Source organism: Mucilaginibacter sp., assembly GCF_039925265.1.
In the GTDB taxonomy this organism is placed as follows: Bacteria; Bacteroidota; Bacteroidia; order Sphingobacteriales; family Sphingobacteriaceae; genus Mucilaginibacter.
Genome location: NZ_JBDSZG010000060.1, coordinates 64,760 through 81,365 on the forward strand (window position 1 = coordinate 64,760; position 16,606 = coordinate 81,365).

Sequence of the window (16,606 nt, forward strand, 5' to 3'; positions counted from 1 at the left end):
AGGCTGCGCCGGTGATTACATGGATGGGGGGTGGATTACACCGATGGAGTTCCATCTACACATCTGAAATCCGCACATCTGCACATCCGAAGCTTATTCACATCCTTCCCGTACATCAACAAACTGGCTTTTCACCTCGTCGTTGAAGAATTGGGAGGCGTGGTGGTCGAAGTCGGCGGTGTCGTCTATAGTGGTGTAAAATTCGCGCTTGCCTGTTTTGGTTAGGCCTTGCTCCATTTCGGGGTGGCGCTGCAGGTAATCTACCAGGCTGGCCGCCACAATATCGCCCTGGGCAACTACCGTTATGTTCGCCGGTAAATGGGCTTTTATTTTATCTGCCAGCAGCGGGTAATGCGTACAGGCCAGCAATACAGTATCAATATTTGGCGATTGTGCCATCAGTTGATCCAGATATAGTTTTACATAATAATCGGCACCGGGTTTATCATATTCGCCATTCTCAATCAATGGTACCCAAAGCGGCGCTGCCTGCTGGTGCACTTTTAACTCGGGAGCAAAATGCTCTATCTCTAACAGGTACGATCCGCTTTGCACCGTGCCTTTTGTGCCCAGTACGCCTATTTCCCTGGTTTTGGTATAATCACCAATTACCTCTGCCGTAGGGCGGATAACGCCCAACACACGTTTATCGGGATGGAGCTTTGGCAGATCCTGCTGCTGTATGGTGCGCAGGGCTTTGGCCGATGCAGTATTGCAGGCGAGTATAACCAGGGGGCAGCCCTGCTTAAACATCCACTGCACACATTCCCAGGTGTATTGGTGGATGGTTTTAAAAGAGCGGTTACCGTATGGCGCGCGGCCGTTATCGCCCAAATAAATATAATCGTAGCCCGGCAAAGCCTCCGCAATGGAGCGAAAAACGGTTAGGCCGCCTATGCCCGAATCAAATACACCTATTGGGTTGCCTGTTGCCATATACTTCAAAACTAAAAAAAGCGCCCCGTAGTTGGAGCGCTTTTTTGTAATAATTTAATTGTTTAAAAAGCTTATTTCAAAGCTAATTTAAGTTTCACAGCAGCCATCAAATCGTCAGCATCCGGTGACACGATCAGGTCAGTTTGTGCTGAGTTTAAAACGTAGGTGTAACCTTTTTCTTTCGCTACTGTAGCAATTGCAGCACGGGCTTTATCAACCAATGGTTTGGTTAATTCGTTACCTTTTGCTTCAACTTGTTGTTGCGCGGTAGTTTGGTAATCCTGGAAACGTTTGCTCAGGTCCTGTAGTTCGTTTTGTTTAGCTACGCGTACAGCATCTGTCATGGTTGCGCTTTTGTCCTGGAAATCCTTACCTTTTGCCTGCAACTCTGTGTTCATAGCAGTAAGCTGCGTAACAAATGTTTGTTTGTAAGCGTCGATCTGTGCAGAAAGGGTTTTAGTTTCTGGCATTAAGCCTACCAATTGCTCAAAATTAATATGGCCTATTTTAGACTGGGCCTGGGCAAAGTTGCCTGCAAATAACATTCCTGCTGCAACTAAAGCAACTTTAAATAGTTTTTTCATTGTTTTTTTGTTCTGTTCTGGTGTTTAAATTAATAGTTCGCGAATTTATGTATTTTTTTTATTTGGCGAAAACTCCGGGTTTAAGGCCCAACTTTGTTATTACGTCGGCACTTTTATCGTAACGGGGGCTTGCATATAGCATAATTACCTCGCTGTTTTTGTCAAATATCATATCAAGGTTGTCGCTCTCGGCAACGGCTTGTACTGCTTTTGACACTTTATCCTGTATAGGTTTAATCAGTGTGGTACTTTTTCTTGCCAGTTCACCATCCGGGCCAAATTTTTCGCGTTGGAAATCCTTGGCTATCTTCTCTTTATCCACAATTTCCGCTTCGCGGCGCTTACGCATATCAGGCGTCATCAACACCTGGTCGGCCTGGTAGGCTTTATAAAGGCGGTCTATCTCCTGAAAACGGGCGTCAACTTCCTTCTGCCATTGCTCTGACAATGCAGCCAATTGCTTTTGTGATGAAGCGTACTCAGGCACATGCTTCAAAATATAATCCGAATCTACATAGGCAAAGCGCTGTGCAAATGCCGCTGTAAATGCTGTGAACGTTAAAACAAGTACTAAAATTATCTTCTTCATAAATCCCTGTTCAAATTTAGTTAAATCCGCCGCTTAAACTTTGTGAAATTGTAAAGTGGATATGCCCTTTGTTAGCATCTGGCTGGCCCGGTAGTTTATCAAAACCGTAACCGTAATCAAGCCCAAGCAAACCAAATATAGGTAAAAATATCCTTGCACCCACACCTACCGAACGACGAACGTTAAACGGATTTACCTGGCTTATATTATCCCAAACGTTACCACCTTCTGCAAATGCAAGCATGTAAATAGTTGCCGACTGGCTGGCAATTACCGGATGCCTTAACTCAAACGTGTATTTGTTGTAGATAGCGTTACCCTGGTTGGTGTTGGCGTTGAAGCTTGAACCTACCGGTACTACCGAGAAGTTTTCGTAACCCCTCATACCAATAATATCGGTACCCTGTAAAAACTGGTAGCTCTGCATACCATCACCACCTAATTTAAAGCGTTCGAATGGCGACGGGCCTACCTTGCTGTTGTACTGGCCTAAGTAACCAAACCTTGCCTGGCTCATCAATACCAGCTTGCCGGTAATTTTGGTGAACCATTGCGCGTCGAACTTAACTTTGTAATACTCTACAAAATGGTAACGCTCTTCTGGTGTGGCCACGTTATAGTTGGTATGGTTAAACAACGAGTATGGTGGCGTACCCTGTAAGGTTAATTTAATATTCGAACCTGATGTTGGGTATAACGGAACGTCTACCGAGTTGCGGCTAAACTCCTGCGTTAATTTAATGTTGTAAGATGTACCGTTGTTAAACAGGTAGCCAGGATAGTTATCCAGGTTATAGTGGTCGAAGTTTAACGAGTAGTTTAACTGGAAGTAGTTATCGGGCCAGTTTAAACGTTTACCCAATGTAATACCCACACCGTTTATACGCAGGTTGTTATAGTTAGGGCTCGTTTTTGGATAGTACTGCCCGGTTGAGCTGCCTTGTGTATATGCTGAAAAAGCAAAATAAATAGGTTTTTTACCACCTAACCATGGCTCGCTAAAGGTAAACGAAAAGTTTTGGTAGGTACGGCCGCTCGACTGGCCCCTTAAGCTCAGCTTTTGGCCGTCACCTTTTGGCAACGGACGGTACGCTTTACCGTTAAATATATTGCGCAACGAGAAGTTGTTGAACGTTAAGCCCAGTGTACCCACCAGCTGACCACCACCAAAACCACCCGAAAGCTCTATCTGATCTGACGGTTTTTCAACCACGTTGTAAACCAGGTCAACCGTACCCTCTGATGGGTTAATGTTGGTTGGGCGCGGTTCTGTTTTTTGCTCATCAAAGTTACCCAATTGGCCAATTTCGCGGGCACTGCGTATTAACAGCGCCTTGTTAAATTTTTGCCCCGGTTTGGTACGAATCTCGCGCATTACTACTTTATCGTTGGTAACATCATTACCTTTTAGTATTACGCGGTTAATAGTGTATTGCGGCCCTTCGTAAATCCTTACATCCAAATCAACAGTATCGTTATGGATGCGGGTCTGTACAGGGTCGGCATTAAAGGTTAAATAACCATCGTTAAGGTAAAGCGATGAAACATCATCGTCGTTTGGTGTAGGGCCGCTTAAGCGTTTGCTCAACTCCTCTTCGCTGAATACGCTACCTTTTTCGATAGACAATACACGGGTAAGAATGTCGGCCGGGTAACGGGCGTTGCCAGAGAACTTGATATCACCGAAGTAATATTTATGCCCTTCGTAAACCTTAATTTTTACATTAACGGTTTTATCATCGTGGCGGGTTACGCTATCGCTTATTATTTCGGCATCGCGGTAACCGGCAGCCTGCATTTTATCAACCAGGTTTTGTTTATCCTCTTCGTATTTATCCTGCTTGAATTTTTTAGAACCGAACAGATTGTACCAACGGCGCTTGCGGGTTTTAGTAAGATACTTACGTAGTTTGGCCTGCGAAAAATCTTTATTGCCCTCAAAGGTTACGTCGTTAATCATCACCTTGGTTTTCTTGTCGATCGCCACATTCAGTATTACGCTATTGGGGTCGCCCGGATCTTTAACCTGGGTAATGTTAACGGTTGTATTTAAGTAGCCTTTTTCGTTAAAGTGCTTTTTAATAATAGCGGTGGTGGTGCTCAGCAAATTCTCGTTTACAATTTTGCCGGTTTTATCACTCAGCTTTTTGGTAATGTCTTCAATTTCGCCTTTGCGGATGCCGGTCATTTTAAGCCTGGAGAGGCGCGGGCGTTCCACCACAGCAATTTCCAGGTAAATGGTATCCATATTAATACCGGTAACATTTAAGTGGATATCATCAAAAAGGCCTTGTTTGTACAAGTCTTTTATCACATTGGCGTTAGCCTCGCCGGGCAGGTTTATCCTATCGCCCTTGTTTAGTTTCGATATCTGCAGCAATACATCTTTATCGAGGTATTTAGCGCCACTAATGGTTATGCCGCCAATGATATAATCTTTGGGATTAAGGTAGCTCAAACTATCGGCAGGGATGGTTTTCGTAAGCGTAGACCGCCTTTGGCCGGGTATCTGGGCAATGGCAGCGGTGCTTATAAGAGAGAAAAGAATAGCAAAAAAGACTTTATTCATCCGAATATTTTAGTGGGCTAAAAATAATTTATACAGTTGTTAAATTTTGTTAAAAGAAAAAATTTAGTTTACCTGCTCGCTTGTCTTTCCAAAACGGCGCTCGCGTTTCTGGTAATCAAGTATAGCTTCATACAAATCTTCGCGCCTGAAATCGGGCCATAGTTTTGTGGTGAAGTATAGTTCGGCATAAGCAATCTGCCAAAGCAGATAGTTACTTATACGATACTCCCCACTCGTTCTTATCAAAAGCTCGGGATTGGGGATGCCGCCGGTATATAAATTATCTTCAAACATAGTTTCATCAATATCCTCGGGCTTCAGTTCGCCGTTTTGCACCTTAACTGCCAGCGATTTGGCAGCGTGTACAATTTCGCGGCGGCTGCTGTAGCTTAATGCAAGCGTAAGCACCAACCCCGTATTTACCGATGTTTTATTTATTGCGTTGTTAAGTTCTTTGTGGCATTTGGCGGGCAGCTGGTCCAGGTCGCCGATGGCGTTAAGGCGTACGTTGTTTTGCATCAGCTTATTAATTTCTTTATTAATGGTGCTAATGAGGAGCTCCATAATGGCGTTCACTTCAAAGGTTGGGCGGTTCCAGTTTTCGGCGCTGAAGGTGTAAAGGGTAAGGTATTCGATGCCGAGAATGCCTGCGCCTTCCACTACATCGCGTACAGATAGCACACCGTTATGATGGCCAAACACCCTTAATTTGCCTTTGCCTTTTGCCCAACGGCCGTTACCATCCATAATAACAGCTACGTGGCGGGGCAATCTTTGCAAATCTATCTGATCCTTTAAACTCATTTTTCGGGGCAATTTACCAGCCAAAACAGGGCTGTTAAATACATGGCTTTACTAAAACAAACCCTGTTTTAAGCAAAGTTTTATATAAATACGCTTCTTTTTTAAGGTGACAAAGGTAAAACTTACTTTGTATTATTTTAGTATGGAGTGAAAAAGAAATAAAAAGGAGATTTTGGGTAACTATTGAAAGTGAGGGCATTGGTTTTTATTTAAATCCCTAAAACAAAAAACCCTCCCTGCCGAAGCAGAAGAGGGTAAACAATACTAATTTATTGATGAGGTTTAGGTTACGTGTTAATAGGCCTGCTTATCTTTCAGCAGGCTGATGTCTTTTGGTGCGATATCGGCTATGGCGAATTGCTGCACATTGGTTATCGTCATTTCATCCAGCGTGTTCACCAGGTTTTCGTATACCGATGTATCAGCGGGTTTTATAATTACCATCATGGCCTTACCGGTAGCTGCAAGTACTTTTTTGCGCATATCCAATATGGCGTGGCGCAGCCCCGTTTTGCCGTATCCGGTTATCGTTGCAGATATGATAGGATTTTCGGCTAAGCCCAAGTAATACACGGCTTGGTTATTTTTTCCCAGGCAGATGGTCATGGTGCGGGATTCTGGTACCGGTTCACTTATATCTCCAACCGGCATATTTAATTCCATTGCCTTTGGCTTGTTCAACGTTGTGGTCAGCATGAAAAAGGTAATAAGCAGAAAAGCAAGATCCACCATTGCGGTGAGGTCTACACGCAGGGCTTGTTTTTTTGTGCGTACTTTTTTGCCTTGTTTTTCGGGAGCGGTGTTTAATTCGGCCATGGCTTTATACGTTTAGGGTTAAACAATGGATTTTGGTTATTCAACGTATAAAAGTAATGCTTTGTTTCAATTAAACAAATTATATTTTGTTTAATTATAATTTTACGGAATTTAATACAGTAAAAAAGTCATTTAACAGTGTTTCAATTTTGGTTTACCGCCCGTACCATTAAAATCGTACGCACTGCCAAGTCTTTTCCTTTGAAGTGTATTAATCAATTGGATGGTAAAATGAGAGGGGTTACTCTTCGTAATAACACTTCGCGGTTACGAAGGTATAGGAAAGCGTAAAACCAAAAAAGGCGTAGATATCTGTAGTACGCAGATCGCCGCGCTGGGAGCCCGGATTGCCGGTGTAAACGGGGGTACGTTCGCCACTTCGGTCGGCAAGTACTACAGATGCCGGGCTGGAGAGTTGGCTATGCGGCGCGTAGAAGCCGCTCACATCGTCTAAAAAATCGCTGCGGGTGTAGCGATAGCCTAACTCGGCAGCTACCGTCCACTTACCGGCGATATTGTACTTGATGCCCGCGCCGTAAGGGACAACAATAGTGCTGGTTTTATATTGGGATGTTTGCCCCTCGGTGCGGAGCGCCCGCAGAGAAAATTCGGTGCCGTTGTACATGGTACGCGGTGCAAAGGCCGTTGTACCAATGCCCAAGTAAATGTAGGGCGTGTATTTATTTTTGCCGGCATCGGGGATGTATTTCATAAAATTGAACTCGGCCATCAGGCTCAGTTCCTTCAAACCATCGGTAAAGCTCAGATTACGGTTGCGTAGCTGCTGGCTGGATGAAGTACTATCCGCGCCCGCTATTTTACCAACCTGGTAGTTTAGCCTTGCCGAAAGATAGCCATTAAAATTTCGTTTAACAAACAAACCGGCAGAGCCGCCGCTCGGTTTAAACGGACTTGGGTTAAGATCGCCAATGTAACCTGCACCGCCTAAAGCGCCGCCAATTTCCCAGGTTTGGGCTTGTACAGTATAGCTAAGTATAAGGAAGAATAAGGCAGCGGAAAATTTTAGCATCCGTTAAATTTAATAATTACGGGCATCTAAGCCCCATAACAATTTAGTCCTTAACGTTTGCAAGTAGCTTTCATTATTCATACGGATCAAATTGAGTTTAAAATCCGCTTTATAAACCCTGAATTGCATGGTTTTATCAATCACCGCGGTCCGGCTGTCGCACGATACGATGTAGTTGGTGCCCCGGCACTCTACCTCGAAGGATAGCTTGCTGGTATCGGGTAAAATAATTGGCCTTACGTTTAAGTTATGCGGCGATACGGGTGTAAGGGCAATACTGTTTGATTGCGGGAAGATAATAGGCCCGCCGCAGCTTAAAGAGTATGCTGTTGACCCCGTAGAGGTAGAGATAATGATCCCATCTCCCCAGTAGGAGTTTAAAAACTCATCGTTAAGCGAAACATGGGTGGTGATCATGGCCGAATCATCGCGCTTATGGATAGTAACATCGTTCAGCGCGAAGTTATCGTCGCCAAAGATCTTCTTGTCCGAATCTATGATCAGCAATTCGCGGCAATCCAGTGTGTATTCTTTATTCACCACCGCGTGCATGGCCGCCGCGATGTCGTTTTTATTGATACTGGCTAAAAAGCCCAGCCTGCCAAAATTGATGCCTATGACCGGCACACCGCTATCGCGGATAACGGTTACCATATCCAGCAAAGTACCATCGCCGCCAATGGTGATGAAGATATCGATAAAATCTTTAATGGTGTCGCCCGGTTTGAGGACGTTATAGGCAGCAGTATCTACATTACCCTGCAGGTACTCATTAAACTGGTGATGCACATAAACATCAACCTGATGCAGAACCAGGCTATCAAACACCTGCCGTATGTACGGGAATACCTGCGGATCGTTAAACTGCCTTCCGTAAACTGCTATCTTCATTCAAATAAAAAAACGAATATCGAACTTTGGATGTAAAAAGCCGCTTAATGTTTTAAATAATGTTGGCTTACCTATCGGAATTTGTCGCCATCGATGCTGTAAGATCCTAAAATCATTAGATCCTGTTTATATTAGGGGATGGTTGTTAATATATTAAAATCCTTCTCCCTATTCGCGTTAGCCGGCCTTTGCGAAATTGGCGGCGGCTACCTGGTTTGGCTCTGACTAAAAAATGATAAGCCTTTGTGGTACGGTTTAATTGGCGGCTTGGTACTGCTGCTTTATGGTATTGTGGCTACCTGGCAAACTGCAAGCTTTGGGCGTGTTTACGCTACGTATGGAGGAATATTCATCGTAATGGCACTTATATGGGCATGGAAGGTAGACGGTTTTAAACCCGACAAATACGACGTTATAGGAGCCTCCATCGCATTGATAGGAGCCTGCATCATTATTTATGCGCCGAGCAAATAAAGGTGGTCTACTTCCCCAACTCATCCATGGTAACCTCGTTACTTAAAAGTTGACTGAACAACTCCCAGCGTTTTGCGGGGTCTTTAGCCGTTCCGCCATTTTTTTCGATATGGTGTTTCACCAGGTCGAGCCCGTAATTGTAGTTGATTACATAGGCGCGATACTTTTTAATGAAGCTTACCGATTTTTCGGCGGTCTCGTCGTTCATCAAACAATACTTTTTAAGGTATGTACGGGCCTTACTCTGGCTCCAGTTATCATCTATCAACCCGCGGGCAGCCTCGTTGCGAGCGTAGTTAAGGTTGCCTTTTATAGCTAATGCTCTGAAATAAGCATCGGCACCGGTGGTATCTAAACCGGCAAGCGGCAGCAAAACGCTCTTTGCAAACTTTATCTTTTCATCTCCGGGGAAGGCCATTTCTATACCGTAATTGGCGCTGCCCTCTGCAATAAGCGATTGCGGACTAAACAACGGATACATGGAAAGCTCTACATATCCCCTATCGTGATACAGGTTTTTCTCCAGCAGCATATTGTACACATGATGGCCCGGGTAGCTTTCGTGGCTGCCCACGTCTATCGCACGATCGATAAAGATCTTCAGGTCGGTATTTATTTGTACTACGCTTTGGTATTTGCCTTTGTACCAGTTATACCCGTTCCAGGGTTTATCGGTAACAAATTCCAGCGTGAAAGATTCGCCTGCAGGCAGTTTATAATGCGCCAGGGTACGCTTACGCGATTCGGCAATGGCCGCCTTGATCACCGGGTCCAGCTTATCTTTGCGAATGATGAATTTGTTGGCCAGCTTCTGAAAGCGGTCGTTCACGTTACCTTTGCCCGGCAACAGGCTATCCAATAAAACCAGTTGTGCTTTAAAATAGTCCTCGGTATTCACCGGCGCGGTTACGCCGAACAACTGTTTAGATTCCTGGTCGAAAGTGCTGTACTCGCCCGAGAATATTTTTATCCGTCCACTGAAGGAAGCTAATTGATCGTAAAGCCAGTTGGCGCGCATTTTATTAGAATCCACTTCGGCAGAGTTAGCTAACAATTTAATATCATTCATCAGGCTGTTTACTGATGCCAGCAGGCTATCTCTTGGGAACTCGTCGCCCTCAACTGCTTTCGGTTTTAACGAATCGGGACCATAATAGGCATCCACAAAATCTTTATCGTATTCGCCAATGGTTAGCCCAAGCCTCACATATTCGGCAGCGTATTTATTGAGAAGTTTGGTTTCGGGTCTATCAGCGTTTTTGGTACACGATATAGCTAAAACAGAAATTAGAAGCAGGAAAAAAAGATTTTTCATGGGCGTGGTTAGCGTAGTAGGGGCTGCAAAGCTATAAAAATAGGTTGGGTGGTGGGAGTTTTGTTGAGAATTTTTCGGGGAGGGGCTATTCTCATTACGTCTTGCCGAATTTATTTCGGCATCCCACTGGCAAGGTATGCAATATACAAAGCCGCCGACATAAAGGTTACTTTGCATGTAGGCTACCCGTCCTGTGGGGTCCTGAAACAAGTTCAGGATGACGATTTGTTTATTACAAATTCAAATAATTCATAAACGAATCAAACCTGTCTTTGGCATTGTCGTTATGGTCGGTGAAGTTGAAGGTGGCTTTTACGTCGTATTCGTACCGCAAGAAGGTGGCTATGATGTTGGAAATATCCTGCTTGTTCACCTTCAGGGTAACTTCCATGCGGGTGCTTTCGGGGAAGGTGCGAGTGTAAGAACTAAGGATCTGGGCGTTGTCCGACTCTACAATCTGCGACATGTGGGCCAGCGAATTATTCTTGTTACTGATCTCCAGAACGATTATACCGCCTGGTTCGCTTACGGAAGTGAGCTTGGCAAAGTACTCGTTCATGGTATTAATAGAGATCAGCCCCATGTAGTCTTTTTTTATATCCAGCACGGGCACCACGCTCAGATTTTGCTCGTAAAACAGGCGGATAACATCATAAATATGCTGTTCCTCCAGTACATATGGGTTCACCAGCGATAACGCCAGCGCGCCAATGGGGGTATTATAATCTGGCTCTTCTATCAGATCGTCTTCAGATACAAGGCCCAAAAACTGTTCTTCATTTACAATTGGCAGGTGCCGCACACGAAATTCCGCCATACGGTCGAACACTTTCTGTATAGTATCAGAAGTGTGTACCGGGGGGACCGCGTCTGAGATCAACTCAACTGCAAGCATATTTTATTGTTTTAATTTATCTAAAAACACCTTTAGGTACTTATTAAATTCCTCCGGGCGCTCCATCATTGGGGCATGCCCGCATTTATCAACCCAGTATAAGTACGAGTTCGGCAGCAACTGGTTAAACTCAACAGCTACCTCTGGCGGGGTAATTTTATCATCCCTGCCCCATATTAACGCAACAGGCATCGTTATCTTGCGCAGGTCGGCTTTCATATTATGCCTGATGGCCGATTTTGCCATGGCCAGTATCCGTATCACCTTGGGGCGATCGTTAATATTGGCGTAAACTTCATCAACCATTTCCTTTGTCGCTACGGCAGGGTCGTAAAAAGTGTATTCTACCTTTCCTTTCACAAATTCGTAATTCTCACGGCGCGGGAACGAACCGCCAAAAGCGTTTTCGTACAAGCCCGAGCTACCGGTTAACACCAGCGCTTTTACATAACCAGGATGCGACAATACATATATTAAACCAACATGGCCGCCAAGCGAGTTACCCAGCAAGGTTACGCGTGTAAGCTTTTTAAACTTGATGAACTTATGCACAAACTTAGAAAGGGCACGCACGCCGGTGGTGAGTATAGGCATATCGTAAATAGGCAAAATAGGGATGATAACCTTATAATGCGGACTAAACTCCTCTATCACTTTCTCCCAATTGCTTAGTGCGCCCATGAGGCCGTGTAACAGCAGTAATGGCTCGCCCTCGCCTTTTTCTACGTATGTAAAACCCTTTTCTTCTTTCAGTACAAAATTCATAGTTCCTTGTTCAAATGCAGCTTTAAACTGGTGCAGACCGTTTTACGTTTCAGTCTGAAAAGTTGTAGTTACCACGGTAAATTTAGTTTATTAGGGTATACCTGCAACAATTTTAACAATTAAATTATCCTAACAGTTGTTTAACTACTTCCGATACTGTTTTGCCATCGGCCTGACCGGCAAGTTCTTTATTGGCAATGCCCATTACCCTGCCCATCTCTTTTACCGATGTTACACCAAGGCGGCCAATTACCTCCTGTATGTACCCTTCAATTTCAAAACGGGTCATTTGTTGAGGCAGGTACGGCTCAATTACATACATTTCCGCCATTTCCACCTCGTACAGGTCTTCGCGGTTTTGCGCTTTATATATATCAGCCGATTCTTTACGTTGTTTGATCAGTTTTTGCAGCACTTTTATCTCCGCTTCTTTGGTTAATTCCTCAGCAGCGCCTTTTTCTGTTTTTGCCAGCAATAAAGCCGATTTAATGGCCCGCAGCCCGCGCAAGCGGTCTGGTTGTTTGGATAGCATCGCTTGTTTGATATCCTGGTCTATTTGTGTAATGAGTGACATATCTTTAATGAGTGAATTGTGATTTAGTGAATGAGTGATTTTTTTCCGGATTTACCTTTTTCTATCCGCACATCTACTTCCTATATATATTGGTTGCTGCCGCCTGCGCGGTTGGCATTATTATAATATCGTTGATGTTTACATGCGCCGGGCGCGATGCTACAAACCAAATGGTTTCGGCAACATCTTGGGCCACCAGCGGCTCAAAACCATCGTACACTTTTTTAGCGCGTTCTTTATCGCCTTTAAAGCGTACCTCGCTAAACTCGGTTTCAACAGCACCTGGATGCACGGCGGTAACTTTTATACCGTGATTCAGCAGATCTAACCGCATACCTTTATTTAAGGCATCCACAGCGTGTTTGGTGGCGCAATATACGTTCCCGTTAGGGTAAACCTCTTTCCCGGCTATCGATCCAAGGTTGATAATGTGCCCGAAACCGTTGTCTATCATCCAATTACTTACCACGCGGCTTACGTAAAGCAGGCCTTTTATATTGGTATCTATCATAGTTTCCCAATCGTCGTAGCTGCCTTTGTCAATGGGGTCGAGCCCCTGGCTTAGTCCGGCGTTATTCACCAATACGTCTACCTGTTTCCATTCGGCGGGCAGGCCCTGTAGGTTCTCTATCACTTGCGCCTTACTGCGTACATCGAAACAAGAGACTGCAACTTCAACATTGTATTTATCATTCAACTGCTCGGCAAGGCGTTCTAAACGCTGCATACGGCGGCCAGTAAGTATTAAATTGTAACCCTCACGGGCAAATGTATGGGCACAGGCTTCGCCTATCCCTGCGGTAGCACCTGTAATTAATGCGATCTTAGCCATAGGTAGTGTAACTATCGGCAGCGAAATTATGTTTTTATGTTGGGATAATAAGTGTTGGGCTGTAATTGTTGCAAGGTTATGATGGCATTTCAGAGCTTCGTTAGCTGCGGCAGTAGGTTTTGTTAAGCCTGTGGATGTTACTTTTCTTTTCCGCAAAGAAAAGTAATCAAAAGAAACTCCCGGCTGCGCCTTGTTCTATGAACGTTTGTGCTTTTTCAGTACCTGTGATTACCGAACAGGACAAGGCCGATTTAAGAAATGGCTTTCGTTGGGGCCGTTCACACCCTTTTCTGATCAGGCTAATCCATTAATCCTCAAAATCAAGGTTCAGAAAGATTCAAAAAAACCGTGTTAATCGTAAAAATTCGCTTAATCCCGGTCTTATTCAAAATACAAGCTAAACATAATGGTGTGGAGCGAGAGCTTGCTGATAGGCGCCGAGAAGGGATGGTTCTCCTGGATAAGCAGGTTGCCAAAGGTGTTGGTCACTTTTATTTCGGGCGACATTTTAAAATATTCGAAATAAATATCAAAGCCAAAACCCGCCTCGTAGGATGAGTAGCTTTTGCTGTTCTTTAAAAGGCGTTCTAAAGGAGCTGTGTTATCACCATCTTTTTTACCGCCGATAGCGCTTGAGAATTTTACGCCCCCCAAAAGATAGGCGCGCAGGTTGCCCACCCTGTCCGATTTTAGTTTTACCGAAAAGGGGAAATCTACGGTAGTGGTTTGTACCGGCTTATCGATTGGTTCGGTGGTGTTTTTAAAAGTGTACCGTAACTTACGGTCGGAGAAAATTAGTGAAGGGGTTGAGCGAACCTCCAGGTGATCTGTTAGCCGGTAGCGGGCCACAAAGCCCACAGCAAAGCCGGGCGTTGTTTTTGAGCTGATGCTGGTAAGTGAGTCGGTTACGTAGGCATTGGCATCCGTATCAAAAAAAGGCGCGCGCCAGTTGGGCTGTTTTACAATTTTAAAATCGCTGGTAACGTACGAAAAACTAAAACCTCCGCTAAAGTCGGCCTGATCTGCACCCCCACCCCAGGCTGGCGAAAACTGCTGTGCACGCAGCAAAGTGCTGCAACACAATAGTACCAGTAAGATGGCCAGGTAACGTTTTATCATTTAATGCCGGTGTAGATTGAACAGATACCAAACGCCAAAGGCCGGCTTTTGGTATTTTTGAAACCTGCCCTTGCCATCATACCGGTAAATGCTTCGCCATCAGGGAAAGCGGCAACCGACTCGGGCAGGTAGGTATAAGCGCGGGCATCTTTGCTAAACAGCTTTCCAATACCCGGGGTAACGTAGTTAAAGTAAAACGCGTATAGTTGTTTTATAGGGAATGCCCTGGGTTTAGAGAACTCCAGCACCACCGCTTTGCCACCCGGTTTTAATACCCGGAATATATCGGCCAGTCCATCGGCAAGGTTCTCAAAATTACGTACGCCGTAAGCCACAGTAACAGCATCAAACTCATTTGCTTCGAACGGCAGTTTTTCCGAATCGCCCAGTTTTACTTCAAACTTATCAGACAAGCCGCGTTTCAGTATCTTCTGGTCTGCAATGTCCAGCATCCCGCGTGAAATATCAACACCGATAATTTTCTTCGGCTTTAATATAGACAGCGCCTCAAAGGCGAAATCGCCGGTGCCGGTAGCCACATCCAATATCAGCTGGGGTTTGTCGGCTTTGAGTTCGTTTATGGCCTTTTTGCGCCAGATGATATCTATCCCCAGCGACATAAAGTGATTTAAAAAATCGTAGGTTTTGGAGATATTGTTAAACATATCGGCCACCTGCTCTTTTTTGGTGCCCTGCTGATCCTGGTACGGTGTTACAATTTTGCTCATACGCTGTGGGGGGCAAAGATAGGTTTTTTGCTTTTAGTTGATGGTTCATGGATGATGGTTCATCGTAAAAAATGCAATTCTATGATCTATGAAGAAATGGTCTTATTCATGAACTATTATCTATCAACTATAAACCACTACCTATGAACCATTCGCCTACTTCAAAATAAGCTTTAATGCAAAACCAACGGCAAAGGCTATAAAAATACTTAACAGCGTACCTATCAGCAGGTATTCGGTTTTAGCTTCTTCGTTGGCGCTGTTATACCTTAAAATGCTTTTTCCGGTAATTAGCAAACCTATTGCCTCATACTGCCCCTGGTACACCAATACGCAGATGATCAGCCTCTCAATTATCCCTATATATTTCCCGGCATTTTTCAATCCGGGCGGCACGGCCCAATGTTTGGTGGCATAAGCTATTATGATAGATGTAGGAACAGTTAAGAAGAATGCCGCTGCTGCTACCACCCAAAACTTACTATTTTCATAAAAGCCGGTTAGGGTTTGCATATCAAGCCTGTGCTCTTCAAAAACTATCATCCAGCTTGCCAGTATCACCAATAAATGCAGTAATTGGTCTATTATAAAATAAGTAAAATTCGCTTTTACGTAAGATTTGGCAAGATCTATAACGCCATGCAGAATGGTTATAAACAAAACCACTTTCCAGTAATTAAACCCAACAAACAGTATTGCGGTTGCACCGGTAACCAGGATATGCAGATAGAGATACCTGGATCTTATTTTCCGTTGCTGCCTGTCCTGAACCCATTTGGATGGTTGCCACCAAAAATCGCTTATCAAATGTGCCAGCAACAATTTAACGAGCCATATGATACTAATTTCCATTTTGCAGTTGGTTTGTTAGTGTTTCAAATTTATTCAGCACGCTCCTTATCTCTTCGTAACGACCAGCCTTTACCTGCTTGCTTACCGTAGCGGTAGATAAACCTAAAAAAGCCGCGGTTTCTACCTGCGATTTACCCGACAGCAATTGATAGATCACTTTAGCTTGTTTTGCGGTTATCTGCGCCAACAGGCTGTCGGCATATTCGGCTATTATTTCATAGGTAAAGTCTTTCTCTGCATTTCCGCTATTGATATACAATCGCCGTGATGTACCCTGCAATTTAGCAAAGCTCCGCCCCGAAGCCACCAAAAGTTCATCCATGCTCGACCGCAGGTCTATATCATCAGATCTCAAATGCCCTATATTTATACTTACCCGTATGTCTATAGTATGTTTCTCTGCATATTTTATGGCCAGCAACCTGCTTTTTATACATTTCAATAACGCTGTTTCCGGCTGGGTAACAAGTACCCTGAAACTATCTCCATTATAGAAGTCGGTTTTTTCGCCATCAAAAAACTGTTTTAAATCAACAATAAGATTATCGAATGCCGTGGTTAACATAGACGAATTAACAATATCGGCTGTAAGTATTGCCCTCATAGTAGCCATAAAATATTAGTTAAACAAATATTAGCATAAATAGGCTAACATCAAATTAATTAGCCAAAAATGGCTAATTAATAAACTATTAGCCCAAAAAGGCTAATTTAATTAATATTAGCCAAAAGAGGCTAACATCAATAATTATTAATACTAACTCATCTTGCAATGCTTATGAACTAATTAAATAAATTTATACCTTTCACTTTCCGTATCTCAAACCACAAAA

At 44.0% G+C, this 16,606-nt stretch carries 17 protein-coding genes and 1 pseudogene; 1 reads left to right on the plus strand and 17 read right to left on the minus strand.

Annotated elements, in window-relative coordinates; genetic code table 11:
- Positions 1 to 93 precede the first annotated feature (93 nt).
- The 8 genes from murI to ABIX36_RS25680 all read right to left on the minus strand — a co-directional run bounded on the left by murI (position 94) and on the right by ABIX36_RS25680 (position 8,219).
- A complete protein-coding gene (gene murI, locus ABIX36_RS25645) occupies positions 94 to 936 on the minus strand; it encodes a glutamate racemase (protein ID WP_348085019.1) in 843 nt (280 codons plus the stop codon).
- Positions 937 to 1,007: 71 nt separating this feature from the next.
- Positions 1,008 to 1,520 carry an OmpH family outer membrane protein gene (locus ABIX36_RS25650; protein WP_348085020.1) on the minus strand — a complete coding sequence of 171 codons (513 nt, stop codon included), beginning with the start codon at positions 1,518 to 1,520 and terminating at the stop codon, positions 1,008 to 1,010.
- A gap of 58 nt (positions 1,521 to 1,578) precedes the next feature.
- Complete coding sequence (locus ABIX36_RS25655) at positions 1,579 to 2,109, minus strand: OmpH family outer membrane protein (RefSeq protein ID WP_348085021.1); 531 nt, start codon at positions 2,107 to 2,109, stop codon at positions 1,579 to 1,581.
- Between the two features lie 16 nt (positions 2,110 to 2,125).
- Complete coding sequence (bamA, locus tag ABIX36_RS25660; protein WP_348085022.1) at positions 2,126 to 4,678, minus strand: outer membrane protein assembly factor BamA; 2,553 nt, start codon at positions 4,676 to 4,678, stop codon at positions 2,126 to 2,128.
- A gap of 63 nt (positions 4,679 to 4,741) precedes the next feature.
- On the minus strand, positions 4,742 to 5,482 hold the full coding sequence (locus tag ABIX36_RS25665; protein ID WP_348085023.1) for an isoprenyl transferase: 741 nt from the start codon (positions 5,480 to 5,482) through the stop codon (positions 4,742 to 4,744).
- A gap of 294 nt (positions 5,483 to 5,776) precedes the next feature.
- Positions 5,777 to 6,298: a biopolymer transporter ExbD gene (locus ABIX36_RS25670; protein ID WP_348085024.1), complete on the minus strand. Its 522-nt coding sequence runs from the start codon at positions 6,296 to 6,298 to the stop codon at positions 5,777 to 5,779.
- Positions 6,299 to 6,539: 241 nt separating this feature from the next.
- The gene (locus ABIX36_RS25675; protein WP_348085025.1) at positions 6,540 to 7,328 is read right to left on the minus strand and encodes a DUF6089 family protein; all 789 of its coding nucleotides are present in this window, start codon (positions 7,326 to 7,328) and stop codon (positions 6,540 to 6,542) included.
- A 9-nt stretch (positions 7,329 to 7,337) separates the two neighbouring features.
- The gene (locus ABIX36_RS25680) at positions 7,338 to 8,219 is read right to left on the minus strand and encodes an NAD kinase (protein WP_348085026.1); all 882 of its coding nucleotides are present in this window, start codon (positions 8,217 to 8,219) and stop codon (positions 7,338 to 7,340) included.
- Positions 8,220 to 8,357: 138 nt separating this feature from the next.
- On the opposite strand from ABIX36_RS25680, the pseudogene ABIX36_RS25685 reads away from it, so the two are divergent.
- A pseudogene (locus ABIX36_RS25685) lies at positions 8,358 to 8,693 on the plus strand (YnfA family protein).
- A 7-nt stretch (positions 8,694 to 8,700) separates the two neighbouring features.
- Here the strand turns inward: ABIX36_RS25685 and ABIX36_RS25690 are convergent.
- The 9 genes from ABIX36_RS25690 to ABIX36_RS25730 all read right to left on the minus strand — a co-directional run bounded on the left by ABIX36_RS25690 (position 8,701) and on the right by ABIX36_RS25730 (position 16,386).
- Entirely contained in the window at positions 8,701 to 10,008 is a 1,308-nt protein-coding gene (locus ABIX36_RS25690) for a hypothetical protein (RefSeq protein WP_348085027.1), read from the minus strand.
- 232 nt (positions 10,009 to 10,240) lie between these two features.
- Positions 10,241 to 10,903, minus strand: coding sequence for a CBS domain-containing protein (locus tag ABIX36_RS25695; RefSeq protein WP_348085028.1), 663 nt, complete (start codon positions 10,901 to 10,903; stop codon positions 10,241 to 10,243).
- 3 nt (positions 10,904 to 10,906) lie between these two features.
- Positions 10,907 to 11,668 carry an alpha/beta fold hydrolase gene (locus ABIX36_RS25700; RefSeq protein ID WP_348085029.1) on the minus strand — a complete coding sequence of 254 codons (762 nt, stop codon included), beginning with the start codon at positions 11,666 to 11,668 and terminating at the stop codon, positions 10,907 to 10,909.
- Between the two features lie 124 nt (positions 11,669 to 11,792).
- Entirely contained in the window at positions 11,793 to 12,242 is a 450-nt protein-coding gene (locus ABIX36_RS25705) for a GatB/YqeY domain-containing protein (protein WP_348085030.1), read from the minus strand.
- Positions 12,243 to 12,315: 73 nt separating this feature from the next.
- Complete coding sequence (locus ABIX36_RS25710) at positions 12,316 to 13,074, minus strand: SDR family oxidoreductase (protein ID WP_348085031.1); 759 nt, start codon at positions 13,072 to 13,074, stop codon at positions 12,316 to 12,318.
- A gap of 381 nt (positions 13,075 to 13,455) precedes the next feature.
- Positions 13,456 to 14,193, minus strand: a complete 738-nt coding sequence (locus tag ABIX36_RS25715) for an outer membrane beta-barrel protein (protein ID WP_348085032.1) — start codon at positions 14,191 to 14,193, stop codon at positions 13,456 to 13,458.
- The gene (gene ubiE / locus ABIX36_RS25720) at positions 14,190 to 14,921 is read right to left on the minus strand and encodes a bifunctional demethylmenaquinone methyltransferase/2-methoxy-6-polyprenyl-1,4-benzoquinol methylase UbiE (RefSeq protein WP_348085033.1); all 732 of its coding nucleotides are present in this window, start codon (positions 14,919 to 14,921) and stop codon (positions 14,190 to 14,192) included. The genes ABIX36_RS25715 and ubiE overlap by 4 nt, the downstream gene beginning before the upstream one ends.
- Before the next feature lie 156 nt (positions 14,922 to 15,077).
- Entirely contained in the window at positions 15,078 to 15,773 is a 696-nt protein-coding gene (locus ABIX36_RS25725) for a DUF3307 domain-containing protein (protein WP_348085034.1), read from the minus strand.
- Complete coding sequence (locus tag ABIX36_RS25730; protein ID WP_348085035.1) at positions 15,763 to 16,386, minus strand: hypothetical protein; 624 nt, start codon at positions 16,384 to 16,386, stop codon at positions 15,763 to 15,765. The genes ABIX36_RS25725 and ABIX36_RS25730 overlap by 11 nt, the downstream gene beginning before the upstream one ends.
- Between the last annotated feature and the right edge of the window lie 220 nt (positions 16,387 to 16,606).